Origin of the sequence: Serratia sp. CY71090, assembly GCF_052166845.1 — a bacterium.
Classification (GTDB): Bacteria; Pseudomonadota; Gammaproteobacteria; order Enterobacterales; family Enterobacteriaceae; genus Serratia; species Serratia nematodiphila.
Genome location: NZ_JBJNOA010000003.1, coordinates 113,369 through 138,460, shown reverse-complemented (window position 1 = coordinate 138,460; position 25,092 = coordinate 113,369). Strand labels below are relative to the sequence as shown.

At 60.1% G+C, this 25,092-nt stretch carries 24 protein-coding genes; 12 read left to right on the top strand and 12 right to left on the bottom strand.

What is annotated here, in order from left to right:
• The first annotated feature begins 31 nt into the window (after positions 1-31).
• The 3 genes from ACJ8OK_RS06960 to ACJ8OK_RS06950 are packed head-to-tail and all read left to right on the top strand — an operon-like array spanning position 32 to position 3,562.
• Positions 32-661 carry an FMN-binding negative transcriptional regulator gene (locus ACJ8OK_RS06960; RefSeq protein WP_166729723.1) on the top strand — a complete coding sequence of 210 codons (630 nt, stop codon included), beginning with the start codon at positions 32-34 and terminating at the stop codon, positions 659-661.
• A gap of 38 nt (positions 662-699) precedes the next feature.
• Complete coding sequence (gene ybiB / locus ACJ8OK_RS06955) at positions 700-1,659, top strand: DNA-binding protein YbiB (protein WP_033633766.1); 960 nt, start codon at positions 700-702, stop codon at positions 1,657-1,659.
• A gap of 46 nt (positions 1,660-1,705) precedes the next feature.
• Entirely contained in the window at positions 1,706-3,562 is a 1,857-nt protein-coding gene (locus tag ACJ8OK_RS06950; RefSeq protein ID WP_442530471.1) for a M3 family metallopeptidase, read from the top strand.
• Between the two features lie 63 nt (positions 3,563-3,625).
• Here the strand turns inward: ACJ8OK_RS06950 and ACJ8OK_RS06945 are convergent, their stop codons facing one another.
• The 3 genes from ACJ8OK_RS06945 to ACJ8OK_RS06935 all read right to left on the bottom strand — a co-directional run bounded on the left by ACJ8OK_RS06945 (position 3,626) and on the right by ACJ8OK_RS06935 (position 5,606).
• Positions 3,626-4,261: a carbonic anhydrase gene (locus ACJ8OK_RS06945; protein ID WP_004939270.1), complete on the bottom strand. Its 636-nt coding sequence runs from the start codon at positions 4,259-4,261 to the stop codon at positions 3,626-3,628.
• Positions 4,262-4,548: 287 nt separating this feature from the next.
• A complete protein-coding gene (gene bhsA / locus ACJ8OK_RS06940; RefSeq protein ID WP_060558972.1) occupies positions 4,549-4,809 on the bottom strand; it encodes a multiple stress resistance protein BhsA in 261 nt (86 codons plus the stop codon).
• A gap of 167 nt (positions 4,810-4,976) precedes the next feature.
• The gene (locus ACJ8OK_RS06935) at positions 4,977-5,606 is read right to left on the bottom strand and encodes a flavin reductase family protein (protein WP_015377149.1); all 630 of its coding nucleotides are present in this window, start codon (positions 5,604-5,606) and stop codon (positions 4,977-4,979) included.
• A gap of 118 nt (positions 5,607-5,724) precedes the next feature.
• Here ACJ8OK_RS06935 and rlmF point away from each other — a divergent pair, with 118 nt between their 5' ends.
• The 6 genes from rlmF (at position 5,725) to ACJ8OK_RS06905 (ending at position 13,913) form a co-directional block, all read left to right on the top strand.
• Positions 5,725-6,690 carry a 23S rRNA (adenine(1618)-N(6))-methyltransferase RlmF gene (gene rlmF, locus ACJ8OK_RS06930; RefSeq protein WP_166444974.1) on the top strand — a complete coding sequence of 322 codons (966 nt, stop codon included), beginning with the start codon at positions 5,725-5,727 and terminating at the stop codon, positions 6,688-6,690.
• 210 nt (positions 6,691-6,900) lie between these two features.
• Positions 6,901-9,903 (top strand): DUF4214 domain-containing protein, encoded by a 3,003-nt coding sequence (locus ACJ8OK_RS06925; RefSeq protein WP_442530470.1) that lies wholly within the window; start codon positions 6,901-6,903, stop codon positions 9,901-9,903.
• Between the two features lie 308 nt (positions 9,904-10,211).
• A complete protein-coding gene (locus tag ACJ8OK_RS06920; protein WP_280598100.1) occupies positions 10,212-11,516 on the top strand; it encodes a methyl-accepting chemotaxis protein in 1,305 nt (434 codons plus the stop codon).
• A gap of 182 nt (positions 11,517-11,698) precedes the next feature.
• Positions 11,699-12,268 carry a TetR/AcrR family transcriptional regulator gene (locus ACJ8OK_RS06915; RefSeq protein WP_082996945.1) on the top strand — a complete coding sequence of 190 codons (570 nt, stop codon included), beginning with the start codon at positions 11,699-11,701 and terminating at the stop codon, positions 12,266-12,268.
• Between the two features lie 11 nt (positions 12,269-12,279).
• Positions 12,280-12,918 (top strand): GNAT family N-acetyltransferase, encoded by a 639-nt coding sequence (locus ACJ8OK_RS06910; protein ID WP_082996944.1) that lies wholly within the window; start codon positions 12,280-12,282, stop codon positions 12,916-12,918.
• Positions 12,906-13,913 (top strand): alpha/beta hydrolase family protein, encoded by a 1,008-nt coding sequence (locus ACJ8OK_RS06905; RefSeq protein ID WP_082996943.1) that lies wholly within the window; start codon positions 12,906-12,908, stop codon positions 13,911-13,913. The genes ACJ8OK_RS06910 and ACJ8OK_RS06905 overlap by 13 nt, the downstream gene beginning before the upstream one ends.
• A gap of 2 nt (positions 13,914-13,915) precedes the next feature.
• On the opposite strand, the gene ybiO is transcribed toward ACJ8OK_RS06905, so the two are convergent.
• The 6 genes from ybiO to dps all read right to left on the bottom strand — a co-directional run bounded on the left by ybiO (position 13,916) and on the right by dps (position 19,760).
• Positions 13,916-16,132: a mechanosensitive channel protein gene (gene ybiO, locus ACJ8OK_RS06900; RefSeq protein ID WP_082996942.1), complete on the bottom strand. Its 2,217-nt coding sequence runs from the start codon at positions 16,130-16,132 to the stop codon at positions 13,916-13,918.
• Between the two features lie 154 nt (positions 16,133-16,286).
• The gene (glnQ, locus tag ACJ8OK_RS06895) at positions 16,287-17,009 is read right to left on the bottom strand and encodes a glutamine ABC transporter ATP-binding protein GlnQ (protein ID WP_004939230.1); all 723 of its coding nucleotides are present in this window, start codon (positions 17,007-17,009) and stop codon (positions 16,287-16,289) included.
• Positions 17,006-17,665 carry a glutamine ABC transporter permease GlnP gene (gene glnP, locus ACJ8OK_RS06890; protein ID WP_004939229.1) on the bottom strand — a complete coding sequence of 220 codons (660 nt, stop codon included), beginning with the start codon at positions 17,663-17,665 and terminating at the stop codon, positions 17,006-17,008. The genes glnQ and glnP overlap by 4 nt, the downstream gene beginning before the upstream one ends.
• 102 nt (positions 17,666-17,767) lie before the next feature.
• Positions 17,768-18,511, bottom strand: a complete 744-nt coding sequence (glnH, locus tag ACJ8OK_RS06885) for a glutamine ABC transporter substrate-binding protein GlnH (protein WP_004939223.1) — start codon at positions 18,509-18,511, stop codon at positions 17,768-17,770.
• A 338-nt stretch (positions 18,512-18,849) separates the two neighbouring features.
• Complete coding sequence (locus ACJ8OK_RS06880; RefSeq protein ID WP_048322540.1) at positions 18,850-19,116, bottom strand: DksA/TraR family C4-type zinc finger protein; 267 nt, start codon at positions 19,114-19,116, stop codon at positions 18,850-18,852.
• 140 nt (positions 19,117-19,256) lie between these two features.
• Positions 19,257-19,760 (bottom strand): DNA starvation/stationary phase protection protein Dps, encoded by a 504-nt coding sequence (gene dps, locus ACJ8OK_RS06875; RefSeq protein ID WP_004939215.1) that lies wholly within the window; start codon positions 19,758-19,760, stop codon positions 19,257-19,259.
• Between the two features lie 355 nt (positions 19,761-20,115).
• Between dps and ACJ8OK_RS06870 the strand changes: the two genes are divergently transcribed.
• Complete coding sequence (locus ACJ8OK_RS06870) at positions 20,116-20,667, top strand: AAA family ATPase (RefSeq protein ID WP_048322544.1); 552 nt, start codon at positions 20,116-20,118, stop codon at positions 20,665-20,667.
• On the opposite strand, the gene nanQ is transcribed toward ACJ8OK_RS06870, so the two are convergent.
• Both nanQ and rhtA read right to left on the bottom strand, forming a co-directional pair.
• Positions 20,649-21,116 carry an N-acetylneuraminate anomerase gene (gene nanQ, locus ACJ8OK_RS06865; RefSeq protein WP_060558984.1) on the bottom strand — a complete coding sequence of 156 codons (468 nt, stop codon included), beginning with the start codon at positions 21,114-21,116 and terminating at the stop codon, positions 20,649-20,651. The two genes, ACJ8OK_RS06870 and nanQ, sit on opposite strands and share 19 nt — an antisense overlap.
• Before the next feature lie 132 nt (positions 21,117-21,248).
• A complete protein-coding gene (gene rhtA / locus ACJ8OK_RS06860; RefSeq protein ID WP_004939202.1) occupies positions 21,249-22,136 on the bottom strand; it encodes a threonine/homoserine exporter RhtA in 888 nt (295 codons plus the stop codon).
• Positions 22,137-22,536: 400 nt separating this feature from the next.
• Here rhtA and ompX point away from each other — a divergent pair, with 400 nt between their 5' ends.
• Positions 22,537-23,055 (top strand): outer membrane protein OmpX, encoded by a 519-nt coding sequence (gene ompX, locus ACJ8OK_RS06855; RefSeq protein ID WP_004939201.1) that lies wholly within the window; start codon positions 22,537-22,539, stop codon positions 23,053-23,055.
• A gap of 90 nt (positions 23,056-23,145) precedes the next feature.
• On the opposite strand, the gene ACJ8OK_RS06850 is transcribed toward ompX, so the two are convergent.
• Positions 23,146-24,126 carry a nitrilase family protein gene (locus ACJ8OK_RS06850; RefSeq protein WP_004939199.1) on the bottom strand — a complete coding sequence of 327 codons (981 nt, stop codon included), beginning with the start codon at positions 24,124-24,126 and terminating at the stop codon, positions 23,146-23,148.
• A 91-nt stretch (positions 24,127-24,217) separates the two neighbouring features.
• On the opposite strand from ACJ8OK_RS06850, the gene ACJ8OK_RS06845 reads away from it, so the two are divergent.
• Positions 24,218-25,090: a LysR family transcriptional regulator gene (locus tag ACJ8OK_RS06845; protein WP_135637956.1), complete on the top strand. Its 873-nt coding sequence runs from the start codon at positions 24,218-24,220 to the stop codon at positions 25,088-25,090.
• Positions 25,091-25,092: the final 2 nt, after the last annotated feature.

Below are 25,092 nucleotides of genomic sequence, written 5' to 3'. Positions count from 1 at the left end.
CATCATGAGAGAGCGATAAGGAGCCACACTGATGTTTCAACCCGCCGCATTTCGCGAAGACGATCTGGATGCCCAACTGGCGTTGGTGCGCGCCCACCCGCTGGGGCTGTTGGTCAGCCACGGCGAGCAGGGATTGACGGCCGATCCGCTGCCGTTTCTGGCCGATGTCGAACAGGGGCAGATCCGGCTGCGGGCGCACCTGTCGCGCGCCAACGAGCACTGGCGACGGTTGCAACAGGCGGCGGAATGTCTGGTGATTTTTCAGGGCCAGGGGGGCTATGTGTCGCCCGGCTGGTACCCGAGCAAGCGCCAGACCGGCAAGGTGGTGCCGACCTGGAATTACAGCGTGGTGCAACTGCATGGCGTGCCGACGGTGACGGATGACCCGGCCTGGCTGCGCCGCCAACTGATCGATCTCACTGCGCAGCAGGAAGGGCGGCGTCCTGAACCCTGGCGGATCGAGGATGCGCCGGCCAACTACATCGCCGCACAGCTTAAAGGCATCGTCGGTATCGAGATCGCCGTCACCCGGCGCGAAGGCAAATGGAAGATGAGCCAAAACCGCAGCGCCGAGGATGCCGATGGGGTGATCGCCGGGCTGCGCGAGGGCGATGAAGCGCAGCAGCGACTGGCGGCGGAGGTTGAGCGGCGGCGCGGATAGGGTATGCTAACCGAAGAGTGGGCTGAGGGAACCTTCGGATGGATTACACCAAAATTATCAAAGAAATAGGCCGCGGCAAAAACCATGCGCGCGATCTGGATCGACAGACCGCCTTTGAGCTGTATCAGGCGATGCTGGCCGGGGAGGTCCCCGAGCTGGAGTTGGGCGGCATTCTGATCGCGCTGCGTATCAAGGGCGAAGCCGAAGAAGAGATGCTGGGTTTTTACCAGGCGATGCAACAGCAGGTCTTGCCGTTGCAGGCGCCGCAGGGGAGGCCATTACCGGTGGTGCTGCCGAGCTACAACGGCGCGCGCAAGCAGGCCAACCTGACGCCGCTGCTGGCGCTGCTGCTGGCGAAAGTGGGCCTGCCGGTGGTGGTGCACGGCGTGCTGGACGACAGCACCCGCGTGACCAGCGCCGAGATTTTCCGCGCGCTTGGGCTGCCGTGGTCGGAACAGGCCGCTCACGCCCAACAGCGTCTCGATAACGGCGAGGCGGTATTCATGCCGGTTTCCACGCTGTCGGCGCCGCTGGCGCGGCAGCTCGGGTTGCGTTGGCGCATGGGAGTGCGCAACAGCGCCCATACGCTGGCCAAGCTGGCGACGCCGTTTGGCGAACAGGATGCGCTGCGCCTCGCCAGCGTCTCACATCCGGAGTATGTTGGCCGAGTGGCGTCGTTTTTCCGCCAGATCGGTGCCCGCGGGCTGTTGATGCACGGCACCGAAGGCGAAGCCTACGCCAACCCGCTGCGCTGCCCGCAGATTCACCATATCGTCGGCGGCGAACAGCGCGTATTGCTGGAGCGCACCTTGCAGGATGAAACGCCGGCATTGCCGGCGGCGAAAGACGCGGCAACCACCGCGCGCTGGACCGAGCGCTGCCTGGCGGGCGAGGTGGCGATCCCGCAGGCCATCCAGCGGCAGGTCGCCTGTTGCCTGGTGGCCGCCGGCGAGAGCGAGACGCTGGAGCAGGGGCTGAAGCGCCTGCATCAGGCCTGAGCGCGACTATACTGGGATATTTCCTCATCGGCTGAGAAGGACGGTTATGCAACAGGCTCTCGATTACTTCAATCAATTGAACCAGGATTACCTCGACGTACACCGCGCCAAAGAAGAGCTGTTCTGGCAAAACTACATGGGCACCGGCGGTGAAGACGTCTCGGCGCGCTTTTCCGCCGCCGAAAGCGCCTATAAGCGCTTCGTCGCCGAACCGCGCCGGCTCGGGGAGATCCGCACTCTGCTGGCCGGGCTGGAGGCGTTGCCGCAGGAGGCGCAGCGCGATGCGCTGATCCACGGCCTGCAGGGTTGGCTGCGCTTTTTCGACTGCAACGCCATCGAAGATCCTCAGGTGCAGGCGCTGTTGGATCAGATCATCCACGCCGAATCCGATCTCTACTCGCGCCGCAAGGGCTATCAGGTCACCCATCTGAACGCCGACGGCCAGCGCGTGGCGGCTTCGCTCGGCGAGCTGTTGACCAATCAGGCGACCAACCCGAACGAAGACTATCGCCGCAGCTCGCAGCAGGCGCTGCGCGATCTGGAGCAATGGCTGCTGCATAACGGCCTGCCGGAGCTGATTGGCCTGCGCAACCGCTTTGCGCGCCAGATGGGCTATCGCAACTATTTCGACTACAAGGTGAACAAAACCGAGTGCATGACGCCGGAGCAGCTGTTCGCCATTCTGGATCGTTTCGAGCGGGAAACCCGCGAGGCCAACGCGCGCAGCCTGCAGCAGCTGGCGGCCGAGAAGGGCAGCCAGGCGCTGGAGCCATGGAACGTCCGCTTCGCCAGCGCCGGCGACGTCACCCGCCAACTGGATCCTTACTTCCCGTTTTCCCGTTCGTTGGAACGCTGGGTCGACAGCTTCAAACGCCTGCACATCGGTTTTGGCGGCGCGGAGATGAATCTCGATCTGCTGGTGCGCAAAGGCAAGTATGAGAACGGCTTCATGCACGGCCCGGTGCCGCCGTTTGTACGCCAGGGGGAATGGGTGCCCGCGCGCATCAACTTCACCAGCCTGGCGCAGCCGGGGCAGGTGGGCAGCGGCGCTTACGGGCTCAACACCCTGTTCCACGAGGGCGGCCATGCGGCGCACTTTGCCAACATTCGCCAGAATGCGCCGTGCTTCTCGCAGGAGTTCCCGCCGACTTCGATGGCCTATGCCGAAACCCAGTCGATGTTCTGCGACAGCCTGCTGGACGACGCCGATTGGCTGAAACGCTATGCGAAAAACGCCGCCGGCGAAGCGGTGCCCGATGCGCTGATCGAAGCCGGCATCGCGGCGCGCCAGCCGATGCGCGCGTTCAACGAACGCCATATCCTGCTGGTGCCGTACTTCGAGTGGGCGCTGTATCAGTGGGATGACGAGCAGCGCACGCCGGAAGCCATCACCGCGCTGGCGCGTGAGGTTGAGCAGAAGATCCTCGGCATCAGCGGCAGCCCGCGCCCGACGTTGGCGATCCCGCACCTGCTGTCGCTGGAATCCGCCTGTTCCTACCAGGGCTATCTGCTGGCGATGATGGCGGTGGAGCAAACCCGTCACTTCTTCCTGCAGCGCGACGGTTATCTGACGGACAACCCGGCCATTGGCCCGGATCTGGCGCAACACTACTGGTTGCCGGGCAACAGCGTCAGCCACGACGACACGCTGCGCAGCCTGACCGGCGAAGGGTTTAATCCGGACTATCTGGCGCAGGCCTGCAACCAGACGGTGGCGCAGGCGTGGCATGAGGCGCAGCAGACGATGGCCGCCGCCGCTGCACGCCCGCAGCCGCCGGCGGATTTCGATTTGCAGGCGCATATTCGGGTGGTGGATGGCGAAACGGTATTGGCAGACAACGCCGACGGTGACGAACGGATGCGCCGCGACTTCGCTGCGGCGATAGAGGCGCGTTTGGTTTAAGGCTGACAGTAAAATCCACGCGGAAGCGTGGATTTTATTTAATGGTTAAAACCAGGCGTGATTTTATTCGAAATAGACGTCGGGATTATCGGCCAAAGACACGAAGCTCTTGGTGTTTCTATCCAGCGTGCGAATTTCGCCGCTTTCGATATCGTACACCCAGCCGTGCAGGCGCAGCCCGCTGTTGCGCAGACCCACCGCCACAGAAGGATGGGTTTTGATATTATTTAGCTGAGCAATAACGTTCTCTTCCACCATAGCGTTAACTTTGTCTGTTTCGCTATTCCAGGTTTTCTTCTCGACCACTGCTTTGGCCGCATCCGCATAGTGCAGCCAGTGAGCTACCGCAGGCATGGGGTCGAGGCACTGGCAGGACGCGATAGCCTTCATGGCGCCACAGTTTGAGTGGCCACAAATCACGATATCAGTAACACCCAATGCCACCACCGCGTACTCGATGGTGGCAGAAACCCCGCCCGGCTCCGGGCCAAAGGAAGGAACGATGTTGCCGGCGTTGCGGATAACGAACAGTTGCCCAGGTTCTTGCTGCGTCACCAGCTCGGGCACCAGACGGCTGTCAGAACAGGAGATGAAAAGCGCTTTAGGATTTTGGCTGGAGGCAAGGCTGCGAAACAGTTCCTTACGCTGTGGGAAAATCTCTTTCTGGAAACTGAGGAAACCTTCAATGATATGTTGCATACAACGCTCTCTGCATCTGTAGTCTGCGTAACATGATAATCATCCTCTCCTGTTAGTCCAGCCATGGGCAGGTAAAAAAATGTGTGTGCAAGCCCCCCGTAATCCCCATTGAATACAGGGTTTCTGCCTGTTTGCGACAGAATTTTCCGGTTCGTTTACTCGTGGGGGGATGATAATGCGGGGCGGCAAGAAATTCGCTGTTGTGCCCATTCAGCGCTGACGTACGCGAACATAAAAAAGCCCGCCGGGGTGATATCCGGCGGGCTTTTTGACGTCTGGGGCGGCGATTATTTGTAGATAACCGCGGTGGCGTGCATCAGGTTATTGCCGCTGGTGGAGGTGATGGTGAAAGCCCTGGCGCCTGCGGCATCGGCTTTGGCGGCCAACTGAGACTTCAGGCTGCTCAGGTCGGTTGCGCCGCTGGCGACGATCACGCCGGCTTTTTCGAATTGGGCGGCATCCTGGGCGCTGACGTGTTCAGCGGCGAAAGTGGTGAAAGAAGCGGTGGCCAGGGCGATAGCGGCAGCAAAAGTTTTGATGGTTTTCATGTGGGTCATTCCTGTCAAAGTGAATTAGGGAGAAAGGGGTTTGCCTTTCGATGGGAGGATTATTGCGCAGTGACAGGCAGGATGAAATCGGAGAGTGTTGACGGTTTTATTCAGATTTTTTGATGGTTAATCCCCCGTTCATCTTCTGCATAAACAGGGGGAGACGATCAGCGCGTCGGGCGCGCCAGATCGAAACGGTGCTGTTCGGAAATGCCATAGTAGGCGGTTGGGCCGCCGGCGCGCAGGATAGGTTCGGCAGCGGCGGTCTGGTAGACGCCGTGTTCGTCCAGCAGCGCCGGATCGAGGTGCACCGCCACCACTTCGCCCAATATCAGCCAGGTCTCCACCTGTTCGCCGGCGGCGGTTTGCAGCTGAATGCACTGGGTCAGGCGGCATTCGAAGTTCACCGGGCTTTCGGCCACGCGCTCGGCTTTGACCCGGCGTCCGGGCAGCGGCGTGACGCCGGCGAAGGCGAATTCATCTTCGCCGCGCGGCAGGTTGATGGCACTGTGGTTCATCGCTTCCGCCAGCGGGCGTGTCGCCAGGTTCCAAACGAACTCGCCGGTTTCCACGATATTCGCCACGCTGTCTTTCCAGCCGGTGCTGGCGAAACCGATGATCGGCGGGCGATAGTTGAAGCAGTTGAAAAAGCTGTAGGGCGCCAGATTACGCAAGCCGGCGGCGCTGCGGGAAGAGATCCAGCCGATGGGGCGCGGGCCGACGATGGCGTTCAGCGGATCGTGCGGCAGGCCGTGGCCGGCGGCGGGTTCATAATAATAACGAGATTCACGGTTCATGGGAGATCCTGCGGCAATCGATGAAGCTTTCATTGTGCCGGGTTTCCCGCCGCTGCGCCATTGCGGGCCGGATGTGTTATCTTACGCGCCGGAAATCCCTTCAAGAGAGCCCGTCACGGTGGAAAAAAAGAAAACCTTCCCGCAGCAGAAAAGCGGCCTGCATCCGCGCAACCGTCATCGTTCGCGCTACGACTTCCCGGCGCTGATCGCCAGCTGCCCGGCGCTGGCGCCGTTCGTAAAACCGAACGCCTGGGGCGATGTCTCGGTGGACTTCGCCGATCCGGCGGCGGTGAAAATGCTCAACCGTGCGTTGCTGCAACACTTTTACGGCATCGAACACTGGGATATTCCGGCTGATTATCTGTGCCCGCCGATCCCCGGCCGCGCCGACTATCTGCATCACCTGGCGGATCTGCTGGCGACCAGCAACGGCGGCGAGATCCCGCGCGGCAAGGGCGTGGCGATCCTCGACGTCGGCGTCGGCGCCAACTGCATTTACCCGATCGTCGGCCTGCGCGAATACGGTTGGCGTTTCACCGGCTCCGAAATCGATCCGGTGTCGCTCAACTCGGCCAAGATGATCGTCGAGATGAACCCGACGCTGCGCAACAGCGTGCGCCTGCGGCTGCAAAAACAGCCTGAGCTGATTTTTAGCGGCATTATCGGCGCGGCCGAGAAATTCGACGCCACCCTGTGCAACCCGCCGTTCCACGCGTCCGAGCAGGAAGCGCGCGCCAGCACCCGCCGCAAGCTGCATAAACTGGGCAAAGGGGAAGTGGCCGACAAGCCGGTGCAAAACTTCGGCGGCAAGAACAACGAGCTGTGGTGCGAAGGCGGTGAAGAAGCCTTTGTGCGCAAGATGGTGGCAGAGAGCGTCGGCAAGGCCAACAACTGCCTGTGGTTCACCTCGCTCATCTCGAAAAACACCACGTTGCCGGCCATCTACCATGCGCTGAAAGTGGCGGGGGCGGCCGAGGTGCGCACCATCGAGATGGCGCAAGGGCAGAAGATCAGCCGCTTCGTCGCCTGGACCTTCCACGACGCCGAGCAACAGGCCGCCTGGGCAGCCGAACGCTGGCGCTAGGTCTTCAGGTGCTTCGGTATGGGAGCAAAGTCCCATACCGAGGATCGGTTTTCCCCGTTTTATTGACTTATCGCATCAGCATTTCTTAACTGTAGTCATACCTATAAAAACCCCTCCAGGCAGTGTGCAATGTCTCTCTTCGCGATGTAGGAGACAGGCCGCGGCGCAGCCATGCCGCGAACTTAGTCCATTACACTGACGGGATTTATTATGATTCCTTTAGCTACGCAACAAGAGGTCGGCGCCTTAATCATCGGCATTTTCGGGCGTTTGCCGACGGCGGCGGAAATCGATTACTACGACAGCGCATTTGATATCGGCAGCCAGCCGCCCGCCTATATGGCCAGCATTTTAATGAGCCAACCCGATGCCGGTTGGATGAGCGGCCAAAGCGAATACGACATTCTCAGCCAGGTTTATTTCTCCGTTTACAATACCGCTCCCGATCCGGATTACATCAATGCCTTACTGCAACAGGGGCATTTCAACAGCGCTGTCGCCAGCGTCGTCATCGACCTCTTCAACTATCTGGGGGACGATCCGGTGATGCTGGCGCAGCGTGATGCGCTCGATCAGCGCATTGCTGAAGGTTTGTACCCCGGCACGGCCGCCGATGCCGCCGGCGGAAGCGGCGACGCGCAGGCGATGTTTTATCTGCTGCGAGCGCCCTGGCAGAACGATGAAATTGCGCATGACGGCAAGCTGCTCAATCAGGGGGGCGATCTGGCTGCGTTGGCGCAGAGCAAGATTGCCACCCTGCCGCTTAACGATCTTTCCGATCATGACTTCATTTTGCATCTGTTCGCACAGGGATTCGAACGGCCGCCGACGGCGCCTGAACTGGCCGCTTACCAGCAACGGCTGGCGGAAGGCGCGACGCGCGGCGATCTGCTGGTGGATATGATCGTGCAGTTGCGCGGGGTGGTGGCGCCGGAAGATGCGGCGGCTCAACAGCATTTCAATGCGGCGGGCCAGGAATATTCACCGGGCGAACTGCCGGCGACCGAGTATCTGGAGCAGATAGCGGCGCTGTTCCGTGCATTGCCCGAGCGGGCGGTGGACAGCGTCTCGCTGGACAATTGGAGCAAAACGCTGGCCTCCGGCACCTTGAGCTATACCGAATTGGTCTCGGCCCTTCTGGCGACGCCGGAATTTCAGGCGCAGATCGGTGGTTTGCAGGGGGACGACTTTATTCAGCACGTCTATCAGGCGGTGCATGGCCGGGCGGCGGATGAACAGCAGTTGGAACACTATCGGGCGTTGGGCGGCGACAAGGCACTGGTCACGCAGGCGGTGATCGCCGATCTGATCAATGCGCCGCCGGCAGGTGATGTTCAGTATGAACAGTGGATGTTCGCGCGCGATGTCGGCGCCAGCCTGGCGTATAAAACGACCGCGTCTCTCACCACCAGCGAGGGTGGCGGCAACGCGTCGGGTACGGTGAATACGCATGCTCATCATACGCTGAGCAATGCAGAAACCGCCGTGCTGTTCAGGGTGTTCCTGGATGCTGACGCGGACGTCACGGTTGACCTGAGCTATGCCTCGCAGCTTTCTTACCTGATCGTCAATGGCGACGCTGCGGCGGATATCCGGCTGCATAATAACCCTGCGGCTCGGTATGGGGTGGAGATGACGGTAAACAATGCCAATGTGACATTGCATGGCACCCATGGCGACGATCGGGTGCAGCTCACTTCGCAGGCCGATCTCGCCGCCGCCCAAGGGCACTTTTCTCTGAACAACGGCAATGACAGCCTGCTGTGGGGAGGCAATGCCGATGGCGGCGCCAATCATGTGGGGTGGATATTCAGCGCCGATGGCGGTGACGGGCACGATATTTTGTCCGCCAACCTGATCGTCAAAATGACCTCGACGCTCGATCTTTTTGGCGTGCGCATCAGTACGGTGAGCAGCAATGCCGCCAATTTCAGTCATTTCGAACAGATAGATATGGCGGGTTACATCGGCCAGGCGGAAGCTACGCTGACGCAAATCGGTTGGAACGGTTACAGCACGAAAGCGCTGGCGACGAGCGCTCATGTGTTTGACTACGGGGTGCTGAGCGGCAACGCCACCGTAGAGGGAACGGACGGAGGGACGGTCGTGCAGAGCCGGGCGGCGCAGGCGCTTGGCCGTGAGGGATTGTTGCTGTCCGGGCGGGCGGATAACGTCAAGGTGATCAACGCCAATGCCGATGCGGCGCGCCTTGAAATCAGCGGCATCGGTGATCATGCGGACAGCCGGCTGGAGATAGCCTTCCTTGAGAATGCCACCGATCGTTTCGACCTGTTGTTCTCCGGGCGCGGTAATGCCGGCTCATTGGCGCTTGACTCGCATGGCGATGAAAATCCATTGACATTGGTTGCCATTAACACCGGCGGCTGGGGAAATGGCGCCTTGACGCTTACGGGGCAAAATGATCAGGTGCAAGACATTACGTTGTCCGGCGGCGCGAATTTCAACCTGACGCTAACGGAGGGGTACACTCAGGTCCGCCAGGTTGACGCTTCGGCCTTTGCCGGTAATGGGTTCACCCTGACGTCCTCTCATGGCGGCAGCGGTGACGGCACGATCATTCAAATGTTGGGCTTGCTGCCGTTAAGTGGTGGCGCGCAGGCCAAATTGGCGCCGCTGCTGGAAGATCTTGGGCTACAGGGCGAACAGCTGTTGGTCAAAGGCGGAGGAGGCAGCGATCAATTTAACGTGCAGGGAGACACGACGATCGTCGCCGGCGCAGGGAAAAGCCACGTTACGCTGCAGAGCAGCACGGCGGCGTCAGGCGTGACGTTAAAAGACTTTTCGCTGACGCAGGGCAGCATCGACGATGTGCTTTCAGGTCTGCGGATCGCTCAGGGGGCCGGCGGCGGGAAGCTGGCGGATTATGGCGTCAGCGATGCGCAAGGCGTGGAGGCGAGAATCGGCGCCCTGACGGCCGAACAGGGCAGCAGCGCCAGCCAGCTGTTGGCCGCGTTGCTCGATCTCGGTCAGCCTGGAGCATTGAGCGCCAAGGTCGGGGTCAGCAGCGTTCTCGGCGAGCAAAACAGCAGCTACCTCATTGTCGATAACAATGATGACCACCGTCTGGATGCCGCGGACAGCGTCATCCTGCTCTTGGGGCAGGACCATCAAAGTTTGCTCAATGAACTGCGCTATGTGCCGGAAATCATGCTCAACGGCACGGTGGTTGAGCCGGAGCCGCTGGTCGCGTAAGAGGCGATGTGTTAGCTCAACGGCGCCGGTTATCCTTCCGGCGCCGACAAAAATCCGCATTTTACCTTTCAATTTTCATCACTTACGTTATTCTCATTACGCATTTAATAATAAAAATCTTAGGTTATTGGTTTATTTAAATTCGAATAATTACTTTACTGAATAAATAAATTTAATCCGGTTAAGAGCAATAACCAGAAGGTTCGGCGCTGCCCGTACCTTCCGCGATGGCACGTCTGCGTGTGGGCGCGGCATGTGGCCAGACAAAATAAGAAAAGCGCCATCATCTGCCACAAGGACTACACCTTATGCTGTTACGATTCAGTCAGTTAACTACCCACAAAGGCGCCGAGCTGGGCGCGATAGAACACGCCGTTCCCATGATCGTATTCTCGCCCGACGGCACGGTCTTGCGCGCCAACGATCTCTTCCTCAACACGCTGGGATTTCAACGCGATGACGTGATTGGCCGGCATCACCGTATTTTCTGCGATCCGAACTATGTCGCCAGCCCGTTGTACCGCAAGCATTGGGAGACGCTGAATAAGGGGCAACCCATCACGGACACCCTAAAACGCATCGCGAAAAACGGCGAGACGGTATGGCTGCAGGGCACCTACGCGCCGGTGCTGAATAAACAGGGTAAGGTGGTGGAAATCGTCAAGATCGCCAGCGAAGTGACCGCGCGAGTGACCCAGGCGCAGGAACACCGCAGCCTGCTGGCGGCGCTGAATCGATCGATGGCGATGATTGCTTTCACGCCGCAGGGCACCATTGTCAGCGCCAACGACAATATGCTGGCGCTGATGGGCTATCGGCTGGATGAGGCGTGCGGGCAGTCGCATGCGGTGCTGTGCCCGCCGGCGTTCGCCGCTTCCGACGACTATCGGCGGCACTGGCAGCGCCTGGCGCGCGGCGAGTTCATCACCGGGCGTTTTGAACGCATCAACCGGCGCGGCGAACGGGTATGGCTGGAGGCCAGTTACAACCCGATCCTCGACAATGATGGCCAGGTGGTGAAAGTGGTGAAAATTGCCCAGGACATCACCCGGTTGATGCAACAGCAGCAGCACGAAGAAGAGATGGTGCGCAACGCGCATCATCTGTCGCTGGATACCGACCGGCAGGCGGCGCAGGGCGCGGTCATCGTGCAGCAGGCGGTGAAAGGCATGCAGCAGGTCGAAGCGGCGGCGCGCGAAACCTCGGACGTGGTCACCGAGCTCGGCAAGTGTTCGCAGCAGATCGGCACCATCGTCGAAGCCATTCGTAAAATCGCCTCCCAAACCAACCTGCTGGCGATTAACGCCTCCATCGAAGCTGCCCATGCCGGTGAGCACGGGCGCGGTTTTGCGGTGGTGGCCAACGAGGTGCGCACGCTGGCGGAACAGTCGCGCAAGGCGGCGACCGAGATCGAACGCATGACCAAGTCTATCCAGCAAGGCGTGGCGGCGGCGATCGCCGGCATGGCGACCTGCGTGGAACAGGCCGGCGGCGGTGTGGCATTGACCCATGACGCCGGAGAAGTGATTAACCAGGTCAATATCGGCATGCATGACGTCGTGAAGCTGATGCAGGCCTTTACCTCGGTGAAGCAGGACGATGCGCTGCACTGAGTCTGCCGGACGCCGCCTCTGAAAACGAGGCGGCGTTTGCCTCCCCCCACCGATTCCTGCGCCGTTGAGCTGCGGTTCAATTTTACCGGTCTATGCTAGACTTGATGTGAACGAACGTTCGTTCATTAATTAATATCAATTTATGGCGCCAGGCGCCCCCTTCACCGTTTCGGGAACTGACGATGGGAAACCGAGAAAAGATTGTCGAGGCCGCGCTGCATAGCTTTACCCATCAGGGATTTCACCAGACCAGCATGCGGGATATCGCACAGGCGGCGGGCGTCAGCGTGGGCAACCTCTATAACCATTTTTCCGGCAAGGAGGCGCTGATCGGCGAGATAGCGCTGCTGGAAAACGGCGTATTCGCCGAGTTCGCCGCCGGATTATTGGCCGACAGAAAGCGGCCGAAACAGGCGCTGTCGATTTTTTTCACCGCCTATCATGTCTTTGTCGCCGAACCGGCCAATGTTCAGCTGTCGGCGGAGATCGTGGCGGAGGTGGCGCGCAACCCGGCGTTGGCCGAGCCGTTCAGCGCCAACCAGCGGCAGTTGATTGAGGCGCTGGCGACGGTGATCGCCGAGGCTCAGCAAACCGGTGAAATCGCGGCGGCGATAGCGCCGTTACCGCTCGCGCAGCTGGTGCTGGACGTGATCGAAAGCCAGGCCTGGCGGCAGGCGATCTTTGCGTCGCCTGCGCCGGAGGAGACCACGCCGGTGCGGCTGTTGGAACAACTGCTCTACCGGCATCCCTAATCGAGGTGGATATGCTGCACATTGAGCCGTATCGCGACGCTGACCGCCTGCAAACGGCGGCGCTGATCTACGCCGCGTTCTGCGACAAGTTCCAGCGCGCGCGCCGTTTGAGCGCCCGCCGGCAGTGGCGTCTGTTTTATCGGCTGTGGTGTTGGCAGCAAAGCGGCAGCCGGGAGCGCAGCTTCGTGGTGAAACAGGATGAACAGGTGGTGGCGGCTTTTGCCCTCAATGTGGCCGAGGCAGAGGGCGACGGCGGGCTGCGCCCGCGCGCCTTGCCGATTTGGCGGCTGTGTCGCCGCTATGGCTGGCTGAACGTTTGGCGCATGTATCTGCAAATGGCGGTATTGCAGCATACTCCGGCGGCCGATGAGCTGTATCTCTCTTACCTGGCGGTGGCGGAGAGTCAGCGCGGTAAAGGGGTAGGCAGGCGGCTGCTGCAGTGGATGAACGACTATGCCGCCGAACAGGGCGCAGGCCGGCGTCTGAGTCTGCACGTCAGCCGGCGCAATGTCGATGCGCAGCGCCTGTACCGGCGCTGCGGTTTTCTGGTACGGCGCGAAGAGCACTACGCCTTGCTGGGGGGGCTGTTCGGCCAGGCCGATTGGGTATTGATGGAGAAACGCAACGGGGAGGCGATGTGCGCAAAATAGGGCTGTGCCTCGTGGCGCTGGTTTTGGCGGCGCTTGGCTGGGTGATTTACGTCAACGACTTTCGCTTTGTCACCGAACCGGTCACGGTGACCGCCGGCGGCAACCGGCTGAGCGGCACGCTGGTGCTGCCGGAGCATGCGCCGGTTAAGCCTGGCGTGGTGGTGTTCATACACGGCGATGGGCCGGCCAACGCCAGCCGCGACGAAGGCTATTACGGCATTTGGGAGGCGATAGCGCAGCAGGGCTATGCGGTTTTATCCTTCGACAAGCCGGGCGTAGGCGGCTCCAGCGGCAACTGGCTGCATCAGACCATGGCGGATCGCGCGCGGGAAACCGCTGATATCATCGACTGGGCCAGACGGGACGGGCGCTTCGATGCGCGCTGCGTGGGGCTGTGGGGCGCCAGCCAGGCGGGATGGGTGATGCCGGAGGTGGCGCGTTTACGGCCTGACATTGCTTTCACTCTTGCACTCTCGCCGGCGATCAATTGGCTGCGGCAAGGGCGCTATAACACCCGGGCGGCGATGGCGGCGGCAGGGGACGATGAAGCGCAGATCCTGGCGCGCGAGGCGCATTGGCGCCATATCCAGACCCTGCTCGAGCAACCGGACGGCTACGCGCAGTACCGTCGCGAGTCTGGCGCCGCCGCATTGAGCGCCGACCGCTGGCGTTTTATCCGCGCCAACATGGCCAGCGACGCGACGGCGGGATTGCGGCATTTCGCCACGCCGGTGCACCTGATCCTGGGCGGGCGCGACGTCAACGTGGACGCGGACGAAACCGAGCGCGTGTATCGGCAAACGATCCCGGCCTCGCTGCTGACGGTGACGCGCATCGACGAAGCAGACCACGTGATGATCAAACCGCTGTTCGCCCGCCATCCGTGGCTGATCAACGTGGTGGGCCTGTTTGCCCCGCGCTCGGTGCAATACGACGCCTACCGGCGGGACGTGGCGGCCTTCCTGGCCGCCCATCCTTGCGGCCAGGGGCGTTAGCCTCAGCTCGCGGCAGGCGGCGGCTCTTCATGCGGCTGCGGCGCGCGGGAGATCTGCATCGCCTGCTGCGGCATGCCGATGCCGGCCCGATCGAAATGGATTTTCACCAGCCGATCGAGGGCGTATTGCACCACCCACTGTTTCAGCGCCTGTGTGCGCACCGTCACGCGGGTGGTGAACGAGCGGTCTCCCAGCGCCACCACGCCGTTGAAGACCGGCTCGCCAATCAGGAAATGCTTCACCTGTTCATCTTGCTTCAGCGCCGTGACGGCCTGATGCAGCACCTCATTGACCCGATCGATGTCCTCGTCGCGGCTGACGGTGTAGTTGGCGCGGTATACCCCGAACTCACGCGCATAGTTGGCCAGCGTGGTGATCGAGGAGTACGGTACGATGTGGTAGACGCCGTAGTCGTCGCGCAGGCCGATCGAGCGGATGGTCATGCGCTCCACGGTGCCGGTGATACCGCTGACGGTCACGTACTCGCCGGTGTTCATGCCGTTTTCGAACTGGATGAACACGCCGGTAATCACGTCTTTCACCAGCGTCTGGGCGCCGAAGCTGATGGCCAGCCCCAGCGCGCCGGCGCCCGCCAGCAGCGGCGCGATGTTCAATCCCACCTGTGACAGCACGATCATCACGGTAATGGTGCTGATAACGATAGCCAGCACGTTGCGAAACAGCGTCAGCAGCGTGCGTTCGCGCGCGCTCGGCCGCACGCCGTTGCTCAGCTCCAGCGCCAGACGGTGCTCGATGATGCTGGCCATCAGCGTCCAGCTGAACACGGCAATCAACAGGATCAGCAGGATATGCACCAGCCCGCCGAGCGTCCGCTGGCCATTTTCGCTGCCCGCCCACTGGTACAGGTTGATCAGGTGCCAGGCATCGAGCAGGAACAGCGTCACCGCCAGCACCACCATCACCCGCAGTATCTTCAGCCCGTTGGGGATGTAGGAGTTGATGCGCCGCTCGAGCATCGGGTAGCGCAGATTGACGTCGGTCGGCAGTGAAATGCGGCGGAAAATCCAGCGGGTCAGCATGCCGGACAGCAGCGCGCCGACGCCGACCACCAACAGGCTTTTCACCGTGGCGCTCATCATAAAGCGCAGGCTGTTGCCGATGTCGAACTGGGACAGCACGAACAACACCAGAAAATAGGCGATCGCCAACAGATGCCAGATATGCCCCAGCCCGCGCAGGATCACGCTGAAAAACGCCATCGACCGCTCGGCCAGCAGGTTGATCTGTTGCTGTATCGGCTTGCGGTTGTGCAGGATCAGCCAAATGGCGTACAGCGTCAGCGCCAGCATCACCACCAGGTTGACGGTGGCGGCGGCCGGGTAGCTTATCTGTACCGCCACCACCGGCACCACCACCATCAGGCCGTAGCCGATCAGGCCGCTGAGCCAGGCGAGGCGGGTGTTCCAGTAGTGCGCGCTCCGGTCGCTGAAGGGGAAGGGGCGCAGATAGTCGAAGCGGGGGGCGAAAATCAGCCGCAGCACCGCCTTGAAAAATTCAATCACCGCGAAGGCGCTGAGAAACAGGGTCTGCAGCCGCAGAATGGTGACGCTGTCGGCGTGGACGTGGCGGGCGAACAGATTGCCCGCCGCCAGCGCCAGCAGCAGCACCAGCAGATCGATGGCGAAAGCGCCGAGAATGGCGGCGGGGCGTTTATACCACGGGCCGCGCTGTAGCCGCGCATTGTGTCCCCAACTGCCCATGCGTTTGTACAGCGGCGCGATCAACCGCCGGATCAGGTGGAACAGCGCAAAGGTGACCGCCACCGTCAGCAGAAAGTAGCCCAGCGCGCGGAAAAAGCCGGCGGGATTGAAAACGCGCTTCGGGCCGGAATCGATCAGCTTTTGCAGCGCGCCGAGCTTCTGGTTAAAGGTGCCGATGCCTTCCTGCGCCAGCGAGTTCAGGCTGTCGCTCAGCGTAGCGGGCGTCGATTCCTCCGGCGTTGCCGGCGCGGCGGCGGGGGCGTCGCCGGCGGTCTGTTTCAGGTGGTTGATGAGTTCCGCGCGCGCTTTGTCGTCTTGCAGCAGATTGGCCAGCGCGGCGTAGGCGGCTTTCTGCTGCTCGCTCTTGTCGGCGGGCGCGGGCGGCGCATTTTGCGCCAGCGCCGGTGGTGCGAAGACGTTCAGGGTCAGCAACAGCAGCAGGAAAAGCAGGTGTTCTCGCAGATGAGAACCTCGTCGGGAGTCTGCGTTTGGCGGCATGGTTCCTCTCTTTGGCGTTCTGTGATCGGCGGATGTAAAAGCAATACGATGAAAAACAATGAATATAGTAGGAAAGGTGGCGCGACGGGGCGTGGGAGAGCGTGCGGAATGAAAGCGGCGGGCGCGTGGTGCGCCCGCCGTTAAACCGCCAGGATCAGGACACGTGCTGCAGGAACTCCTGCAGACGCGGGCTTGGCGGATGATTGATCAGATCGTGCGGATTGCCGTCTTCGGCAATCCGGCCCTTGTCGATAAAGATCAGGCGCGACGCCACTTTTTCGGCAAAGCCGACTTCATGGGTAACGATGACCATCGTCATGCCTTCCTCGGCCAGATCCTGCATCACCTTCAGCACTTCATGGCGCAGCTCCGGATCGAGCGCGGAGGTCGGCTCGTCGAACAGCATCATTTTCGGCTTCACCGCCAGCGCGCGCGCGATCGCCACGCGCTGCTGCTGGCCGCCCGACAGTTCGGACGGGTAATGGTGGGCGCGCTCCGCCAGGCCGACCTTGGCCAGCAGTTCGCGCGCCAGCTTTTCCGCATCGGACTTCTTCGCGCCGCGTACGCGGATCGGGCCGAAGGCGACGTTTTCCAGCGCCGTCAGGTGCGGGAACAGATAGAACTGCTGGAACACCATGCCGGCTTCCTGGCGGATCAGCCGATCGTCCACTTTCGGATCGTTGGCTTTCAGGCCGTCGACGATCAGATCGCCGCTGGTGACTTCTTCCAGCTTGTTGATGCAGCGCAGCAGGGTGGATTTGCCGGAGCCGGACGGCCCGATGATCACCACCACTTCGCCTTTGTCGATCTTCAAATCGATGTTGTGCAGCACCTGGGTTTGGCCAAAATGCTTGGAGACGTTTTTAAATTCAATCACAGGATTTTCATCCTTCTTTCCAGACGACGCAGCACGAAGCTCAGCACCAGGGTAATAATCAGATAGATAACCGCCACGGCGCTCCAGATTTCCAGCGCGCGGAAGTTACCGGCAATAATTTCCTGACCCTGACGGGTCAGCTCCGCCACGCCGATTACGATGAACAGCGAGGTGTCTTTGATGCTGATGATCCACTGGTTGCCCAGCGGCGGCAGCATGCGGCGCAGCGCCAGCGGCATAATGACGTAGCGGATGGTTTCGCGGCGCGACAGGCCGAGCGCCAGGCCGGCCTCGCGGAAACCGTTATGGATAGACAGCACCGCGCCGCGGGTGATTTCCGCGATGTAGGCGCCGGAGTTGATCATGATGGTCACCACCGCCGCGGTGAAAGGATCGATGCGCAAATCGGTGAACGCCATCGGCAAGGCGAAGTAGATGAACATCACCTGCACCACGATCGGCGTGCCGCGGATCACTTCGATAAACACCAACGCGATGTGGTTGGCGATCCAACCGCCGTAGGTGCGGGCAAAGCCGGCGACGAGGCCGATGATCAGGCCGCCAATCAGACCGAGGACCGAAATCCACAGGGTCATTTTGGCGCCCTCTAACAAGATAGGAATGGCGGGCCAGATGGCGCTCCAGTCGAACTGCATGATATTTCTCCCGGTGATCCCAAACGTGGGTATCAGATACAACAAAGCGCAGGGGGTTAAGCGCCCCCTGTGCTTAAGTTAATCGCTTGCCAAATTCACAGCTTACTTAGGTTCGGTGCCGAACCACTTCTTGTAAATCTCGTTATAGGTGCCGTTCTCGCGCAGCGTTTTCAGCGCGCCGTTCACCTTCTCGCGCAGCTCGTCGCTGCCTTTAGGGAAGGCGATGCCATACTGTTGCGCTTCCAGCGAATCGCCGACGGTTTTGAACTTGCCGGCGCCGGCCGTCTTAATGAAGTATAGGATGTTTGGCGTGTCGTGCAGCACCGCGTCGGCGCGCTTGGTGCCCAGTTCCATGTAGGCGTTGTCGATGTTAGGGAACTGACGCAGATCCTTGGTTTTGATGTGCTGCTTGGCATAATCCACCGAGCCGGTGCCGCTCTTCACCGCCACCACTTTGCCGTTCAGATCGTCGATGCTTTTCACGCTGTTGTTGTCGGCGTTGACCATCACCAGCAGGCCGCTCTTGTAGTAGCCGTCGGAGAAATCGATGGCTTTCTTGCGCTCATCGGTGATGGTGATGCCGGCCAGCGCCAGATCGACGTTTTTGGTCTGCAGCGCCGGAATGATGCCGCCGAAGTCCATCGGTTTCAGGGTGTAGTCCAACTTCAGCTCTTTGGCGACCGCGGCCCACAGGTCGATGTCGAAGCCGACGTATTTGTCGCCTTGCTTGAACTCAAAAGGAACGAAAGCGGTGTCGGTGGCGACCACCAGTTTGTCTGCTGCGTGGGAACTTACGGCAAAGGCCAGAGAGAGTGCGGCCAGGGAGACTTTAAAAATCGACTTCATGAGAGGAATTCCTGTACAGGTTGCGGATTACCCATTTTTTATATTGCAGTTGGTGCCATGAAAAAATCGTGCCATGTTTTCAACTAATATAAAAACAAAGAGTTACTGCGTGATGTTGTGCCATGACGGCGAATTGTTATGGTTATGCACCACAATGAGGCACCGAAATGGTGCGTAAGAATTATCTTGGTGCACGGGGCTATCATTAACCAAATTTTGGCTGTGAAACAACCGTTCTTTAACGTTTTTGCTTCAATATTGATAACTAACTCTAACTTTCATGATCCATTGACGGTGCAAGGGTGACTGCGAGAGGGGCAAAAGGGGAGCAGATAATGCTAACGCAACTGGCTGTCTTTGCTGCCGCGTCGGTTGTACAGGCTGGTGGCCGCGTGTTTTTTGTCTTGTTCGGCCTGGCAGGCGACGCAAAAACGCACGCCCTTCAGCGCCTTGCGGCGCGCCTCGGGGATCGGTTCTCCGCATTCCTGGCAATAGCGTTCGCTCTCGCCGTGCCCGAGCGCTTCACGCGCGCGCTGCACCGCATCGTCGATGGTGGAATCAATCTGATCTTGTACGGCGCCGTCCGCCGCCCAGCCGCTGGCCATCATCACCTCCTGACAAGGAAACCCTACCGTTTAATATGGGCCGTTTTTTGTACAATGCAACGGTCGCGCAAAAGAAAACAGGCCGGGCAAAGCCCAGCCTGCGCTGCCCGGAACGACGGGCGATCTGCAACGCTTTCGCGTTATTCGATATTGGATTCGATGAACCACAGGAATTTGTCCAGATCGCGCGAGGCGGCGGTGAACATATCGGCGGTGTCTTCGTCTTCCACTTCGGTAATGGCTTTGCGGATGTCATTCGCGACCGCGCCGTAGCGATCGGCCAGCGCTTTCAGGTGCTCTTGCACGCTGTGGATATTGGTCGGGTAGCTTTTCAGCGGCGTGCGATCGTTGACCACCTGTACGGTGCCCAGCGCCACGCCACCCAGTTGCACCACGCGCTCGGCGAAGGTGTCCTGATGCTCGATGATGGCGGTGCGGAAGCCGTCCAGCATTTCATGGACCGCGATGAAGTTCGCGCCGCGCATGTTCCAGTGCGCCTGTTTGGTGATCAACGAAAGATCGATGAATTGCACGACCTGATGGTTCAGCGCCTTGATGGCGGCCAGTTTAACTTTTTCGTCCAGATCGTTACGGGTATACAGCAGATCAGAAGATTTCGTTTTCACCAGTTTAGCGGTACTCATATCAGATATCCTCTTGATTAGTCGTTGTCCTATTTCGTTACGGGATTAATTATAGCAGGGATGTTTATTTTTGCCGCACGAAAATGGCTATTGCACAAATAGGAGGGGCCTAATGGCAATATTTTTATTTGGTTTTTGTCTATTGTGTAATTTTATGAATTTTATTGTTATTTTGTTTTTTATTATTATTTTTGTCAGTGACAATTTATCCCCGTTATCTTATTTTATGCGGACGCGCAGGTTTGGTTAAATATCCACTTTGTTATCGTGGTGTTAATGCCAAGCCTATTCAGATTGATAGGCGTAATTGATACGGCTAAAGTATGGAAATTATCCCAGTCTTTATTGGCGAGTGATGAAAATTAACGTCGTCGGCACCAGCGGCAGCGGTAAAAGCACCCTGGCGCGTCAACTGGCGGAACGTCTTGACGTTCCCTATATCGAGATGGACAGACTCTATTGGCGGCCCGAGTGGCAGGGGACGCCCGATGGCGCGTTTCTGGCGCGGCTTGAGCAGACGCTGGCCGAAGCGGAAGGAGGTTGGGTGCTGGACGGCAACTACAGCCGCACGCAACCGATCAAGTGGCGCGAGGTCGATTATATCCTGTGGCTGGACTACGGTTTCTGCCGCACGCTGTGGCAGGCCGTGCGCCGCGCGTGCCGACGCGCGGCCAGCAAAAGCGAGCTGTGGCCGGGCACCGGCAATCGGGAAAGTTTCCGCCGTTCCTTCTTTAGCCGCGAGTCGATCGTGCTGTGGACGATCCGCACTTACTCGAAGAACCGGCGAAAATACCTGGCGGAGATGGCCCGTACCGATATAGGGGGCCGTTTCAAGCGCTTGCGCTCTCCCCGCCAGGCCGCCGATTTTCTACGGACGCTGCCGCAGGCTCACAGCAGCAGGCGGTGATGGATCCTCACCACCGCTTTCTTGATGTGCTGCGGCCGCTGCCACAGGCAGCCGGTCTTATGCGGTTCCATCTGGAAAAAGATCGCGAACATGCCGTGCGTCATGTGCAGCGTTTGCGGGTGGCGTTTGATGTCCAGCAGCAGCAGATCGCTATTTTCTGCATGCGGATGTTCGCGATGCCAGTCGCCCGCCAGGCCGTATTCGATGCGTTCTTCGCCGCTGATCAGCAGATGCAGCGCGATGTACTCCTGATGCATTTCGGCGCGCTTTTCCGCCGTAGGCACGGTGGTCAGCGTCATCACGTCCATAAAGATGTTGTCGCCGTCGATCGGGTGATGGCCCAGCGCCAGTTCGGGCAGGTCGCATCGGCGCAACTCGGTCAGGGTTGAAACCAGCGCCGGCGCGAGTCCGCGGCCGAAGCGTGGGTTGAAAAGGCTGTTGTGAATCACTGTTATTCTCCATGTGAGCGAAAGTCCAAAGAACCTGCGATACAGGCTAAGGGGAAGTATGCCGATTTGTCACGAGGAAAACAGTTAACCCGCCTGCATTCCGGCGTTGCGGACGGCAGGCGAGTCAGGCGATCAGGAAAGGCTTTCGAGGCGCGGTTTGGGGCGAATGGTCAGGGCGGAACCCATGGAGGCGGCGATAATCGCCGCCAGCGCCAACCATTGCACGCCGCTCAGGTGTTCGCCGAGGAACAGCATGCCGGACAGCGCCGCCATCGCCGGCTCCAGGCTCATTAAGGTGCCGAAAGTGCGCGCCGGAATTTTGGGCAGCGCGATGATCTCCAGCGAATAAGGCAGCGCGGTGGAGAGGATCGCCACCGCCAGCGCGACCGGCAGAATATCGAGGTTGAACAGCACGCTGCCGGTTTGCCAGGCGCCGATCGGGCAGAACACCAGCGCAGCGATCAACGAACCGAGCGCCACCGTGCCGGGGCCGTGATCGCCGCCGGCCTTTTGGCCGAAAATGATATAGACCGCCCAGCAGGCGCCAGCGCCGAGCGCACAGGCGGCGCCGAACGGATCGATCCCGCCTACGCCGTGGCCGAGCGGCAACAGGAACCACAACCCGGCGATCGCCAGCGCCACCCAGAGAAAGTCGATCGGCCGCCGCGACGAGAACATGGCCACCGCCAACGGGCCGGTAAACTCCAGCGCCACGGCGATGCCGAGCGGCACGGTGCGCAGCGAAAGGTAGAACAGGTAGTTCATCGCGCCGAGCGACAGGCCGTAAATCAGCAGCGGCAAGCGGCTGCCGGCGACGATGCGCATACGCCACGGGCGGAAGATAATGAACAGAATCAGGGTGCCGATGAAAAGACGCAGCGTCGTAATGCCTTCCGCGCCCACGATCGGGAACAGGCTTTTGGCCAACGAGGCACCGCTTTGGATAGACACCATGGCGATGATTAACAGACAGATGGGCAGCAGCGCGGAGGGCGCTCTGCCGGAAGTAGATAACGACATCCTTAACGGGCCTTTTTTGCGCCGTTCCTCAGCCTTGAGAAAACGGTCGAAACGGGGATGCGAGCAGTGTAAATGAAATGGCGAAAATCTGTCTGAGAAAAGCGCGCATCGCGGTGAAATCCGCCGATCCTCGGATGAGATGTGGCGGATTTGGTCAAAAAGTGCGCTTTTTCTTAAGAATTATCTGGATATTAAATTGGTGATTTTTGTCACAGAAAGCCGTAGAATACGGCCGAAAATAGAGCGAAAAGAAGCAGATACACTGTTCTTGAAATCTTCTGTTACACGATATAAAGCATTAGACACTCATTTCAAGGCAGAGTTTCACGCTAATTTTTGTTATATTTTCAAAGCATGAACAAATGGATGTACTTAATAATAAAACGCGTTTGAGGTGGTTATGAAAAAAATTGCATGTCTTTCCGCAGTAGCAGCTTGCGTATTAGCAGTTAGCGCAGGTACCGCATTCGCTGGTCAGAGCACCGTATCCGCTGGCTATGCGCAGGGTGATCTCCAAGGCGTTGCTAACAAGGCCAACGGTTTCAACCTGAAATACCGTTACGAGTTCGACAACAACCCACTGGGTGTGATCGGCTCCTTCACCCACCTGGAAAAAAATCGTTCTGAAAGCGGTTTCTACAAGAAATCTCAGTACGATTCCATCACCGCAGGTCCAGCTTACCGCTTCAACGACTGGGCGAGCATCTACGGTGTGATCGGTGTTGGCTACGGCAAAAACATCGACAACGCCCAGGCTGGCGGTAACAAAGGTGGCAACAGCGACTACGGCTTCACCTACGGTGCAGGTCTGCAGTTCAACCCAATCGAAAACGTTGCCCTGGACGTTGGCTACGAGCAGAGCCGCATCCGCAGCGTGGACGTTGGCAGCTGGAACGTTGGCGTAGGCTACCGCTTCTAAGATTTCTTCATGCCTGCGGGCGTGAATGCGCGGCACAGGTTGCCGCGCGGATAAAAAATCCGCCTTCGGGCGGATTTTTTTTATCTGTCGTTAGCCGCTGCGCCCCGTCGGCTGCGTCGAAAAGCGCGCGCTGCGGGCATCGCGCTCATAGCCTTGCGGTTCGGTCAGTAAACCGTACAGCTCGGGGCGGCGTCCGTAAATCCAGCGGCGTCCGGTACTGAGCGGGATCAGCGTCAGATCGAGATCGGCACTGACCAGCCGGTCTTCCGCCGCCCAGGTCTCCGCTACGATGCGGCCGTAGGGATCGAGGATCATCGCATTGCCGGTGCGTACCTCATCGTCATCGCGGCCCACGCCGTTGCTGAATAACAAAAACAGCCCGTTGTCATGAGCGCGCGAGGGCAGCCAGCGCATCAGCCAGCCGCGGCCGTGTTCGCCGCGAAAGGCGGCTTCTATCGCCTGCGGATCTTCCGCTCGCCGCTGCCACAGCGCCTGTGGGATCGGCTTCATGCCGTGCGGGCTGCGCGAATGGGTGCCGCCGGTCTGGTGTGGGGCCATCAACACCTCCGCGCCCAGCAGTGCCGTCGCGCGCACATTCTCCACCAGATTGTTGTCCCAACAGATCAATACGCCCACGCGCACGCCCCAGGGAGTGTCGAACACCGTATAGCGATCGCCGCTGGCGATAGCCGGGTGTTCGAAGGCGTGCAGTTTACGGTGCACATGCAGCGCGCCGTCCGGCAGGCATACGGCGTAGGCGTTGTAGCAACGGCCGTCGTCGCCCAGCTCGATCAGCCCGACGCCGATCGCCATATTGTAACGCTCAGCCAGCGGGCGAATGCGCGCCAGCGAAGGGCTGGACGCGATCGGTTCCGCCAGCGCCCGCACTTCGGCGTCGGACAGATGGCGCACGTGCCAATAGCCGGTGATACACATTTCCGGGAAGGCCAGCAGCTGTACCTGCTGCTCGGCCGCCTGAGCGATAAAGCGCTCGATGGTAGACAGGTTGTAATTCTTATCGTTGGCGCGATGCTGGAATTGCACCGTGGCGGCGCGTAATGAGATGGTCATGGTGTCTCTCCGATGAGGGTCTGCGTTGATTAAAGCAGGTGGTTTGATTACTGTATAATCAATTAAATTCCCTATTCGATAACCTAATGGAATGGATATAAAACAACTGCGTGCCCTGGTGGCGCTGGCTGAACAGGGCAACTATCGGCAGGCGGCGAGCCGGCTATGCATCAGCCAACCGGCGCTGAGCAAGCAAATTCAGGCGCTGGAAACCCAGCTCGACGTTCGATTGTTTGAGCGTGGCCGACAGGGGGCGGTGCTCACCGCCGGCGGGCAGCGGCTCTACCCGGAAGCGCAGGCGCTGGTGGAGCAGTACCAGCAGTTTCAGCGGCGCGCGCGTCGGGTGGCGCTCGGGGAAGCGGGGCGGCTGGCGCTGGGATTTGGCCTTTCCAGCTTTCATCTGGCGCCGCAGCTGGTGGCGGCCTTTCGCCAACGTTTTCCCGAAGTGGCGATCGGCCTGGAGGACTTGCCGTCGGAACGCCAGTATCAGCTGTTGCTGCAGGGAGAGTTGCAGGCGGGGTTCGTGCGCTTGCCGGTCAATACGCCGCTGTGCGGCGTGGCATTGCTGAGCGATCGGTTGGTGCTGGCCGCGCCGGGCGCGCTGGCGCTGCGCGCCGACGATCTGATGGCGCGTTTCAATCAGCTGCCGCTGTTGCAGCTGACTCCCAAACGCGGGCGCGGGCTGAGCGATCAGTCGCTGCGGTTTATCGCCGCCCACCGGTTGACGCCGAACGTGGTGCAGCAGGCCGGCGATATCCAGACGTTGCTGGCGCTGGTTGCCGCCGGCGTCGGTGTCGCGCTGCTGCCGCACAGCATCACGCATATCGCGCCGGCCGGCATCGACATTTTACCGCTGAGCGGCGAGGAAACGGAGTGGCAGGTCGGTATCGCCTGGGATCCGCAGCGCGCCGATGCGCTGCGGGACAACTTCATTCAGACGGCGTTGGCGGCGCAACGCGCTTAGGC

Excerpts from the sequence above, each read along its gene's own strand:
- ACJ8OK_RS06960 (WP_166729723.1), top strand. The coding sequence starts at position 32 with ATGTTTCAACCCGCCGCATTTCGCGAAGACGATCTGGATGCCCAACTG.
- ybiB (WP_033633766.1), top strand. The coding sequence starts at position 700 with ATGGATTACACCAAAATTATCAAAGAAATAGGCCGCGGCAAAAACCAT.
- ACJ8OK_RS06950 (WP_442530471.1), top strand. The coding sequence starts at position 1,706 with ATGCAACAGGCTCTCGATTACTTCAATCAATTGAACCAGGATTACCTC.
- ACJ8OK_RS06945 (WP_004939270.1), bottom strand. The coding sequence starts at position 4,261 with ATGCAACATATCATTGAAGGTTTCCTCAGTTTCCAGAAAGAGATTTTC.
- bhsA (WP_060558972.1), bottom strand. The coding sequence starts at position 4,809 with ATGAAAACCATCAAAACTTTTGCTGCCGCTATCGCCCTGGCCACCGCT.
- ACJ8OK_RS06935 (WP_015377149.1), bottom strand. The coding sequence starts at position 5,606 with ATGAACCGTGAATCTCGTTATTATTATGAACCCGCCGCCGGCCACGGC.
- ACJ8OK_RS06925 (WP_442530470.1), top strand. The coding sequence starts at position 6,901 with ATGATTCCTTTAGCTACGCAACAAGAGGTCGGCGCCTTAATCATCGGC.
- ACJ8OK_RS06920 (WP_280598100.1), top strand. The coding sequence starts at position 10,212 with ATGCTGTTACGATTCAGTCAGTTAACTACCCACAAAGGCGCCGAGCTG.
- ACJ8OK_RS06915 (WP_082996945.1), top strand. The coding sequence starts at position 11,699 with ATGGGAAACCGAGAAAAGATTGTCGAGGCCGCGCTGCATAGCTTTACC.
- ACJ8OK_RS06910 (WP_082996944.1), top strand. The coding sequence starts at position 12,280 with ATGCTGCACATTGAGCCGTATCGCGACGCTGACCGCCTGCAAACGGCG.
- ybiO (WP_082996942.1), bottom strand. The coding sequence starts at position 16,132 with ATGCCGCCAAACGCAGACTCCCGACGAGGTTCTCATCTGCGAGAACAC.
- glnP (WP_004939229.1), bottom strand. The coding sequence starts at position 17,665 with ATGCAGTTCGACTGGAGCGCCATCTGGCCCGCCATTCCTATCTTGTTA.
- glnH (WP_004939223.1), bottom strand. The coding sequence starts at position 18,511 with ATGAAGTCGATTTTTAAAGTCTCCCTGGCCGCACTCTCTCTGGCCTTT.
- ACJ8OK_RS06880 (WP_048322540.1), bottom strand. The coding sequence starts at position 19,116 with ATGGCCAGCGGCTGGGCGGCGGACGGCGCCGTACAAGATCAGATTGAT.
- dps (WP_004939215.1), bottom strand. The coding sequence starts at position 19,760 with ATGAGTACCGCTAAACTGGTGAAAACGAAATCTTCTGATCTGCTGTAT.
- ACJ8OK_RS06870 (WP_048322544.1), top strand. The coding sequence starts at position 20,116 with ATGAAAATTAACGTCGTCGGCACCAGCGGCAGCGGTAAAAGCACCCTG.
- rhtA (WP_004939202.1), bottom strand. The coding sequence starts at position 22,136 with ATGTCGTTATCTACTTCCGGCAGAGCGCCCTCCGCGCTGCTGCCCATC.
- ompX (WP_004939201.1), top strand. The coding sequence starts at position 22,537 with ATGAAAAAAATTGCATGTCTTTCCGCAGTAGCAGCTTGCGTATTAGCA.
- ACJ8OK_RS06850 (WP_004939199.1), bottom strand. The coding sequence starts at position 24,126 with ATGACCATCTCATTACGCGCCGCCACGGTGCAATTCCAGCATCGCGCC.
- ACJ8OK_RS06845 (WP_135637956.1), top strand. The coding sequence starts at position 24,218 with ATGGATATAAAACAACTGCGTGCCCTGGTGGCGCTGGCTGAACAGGGC.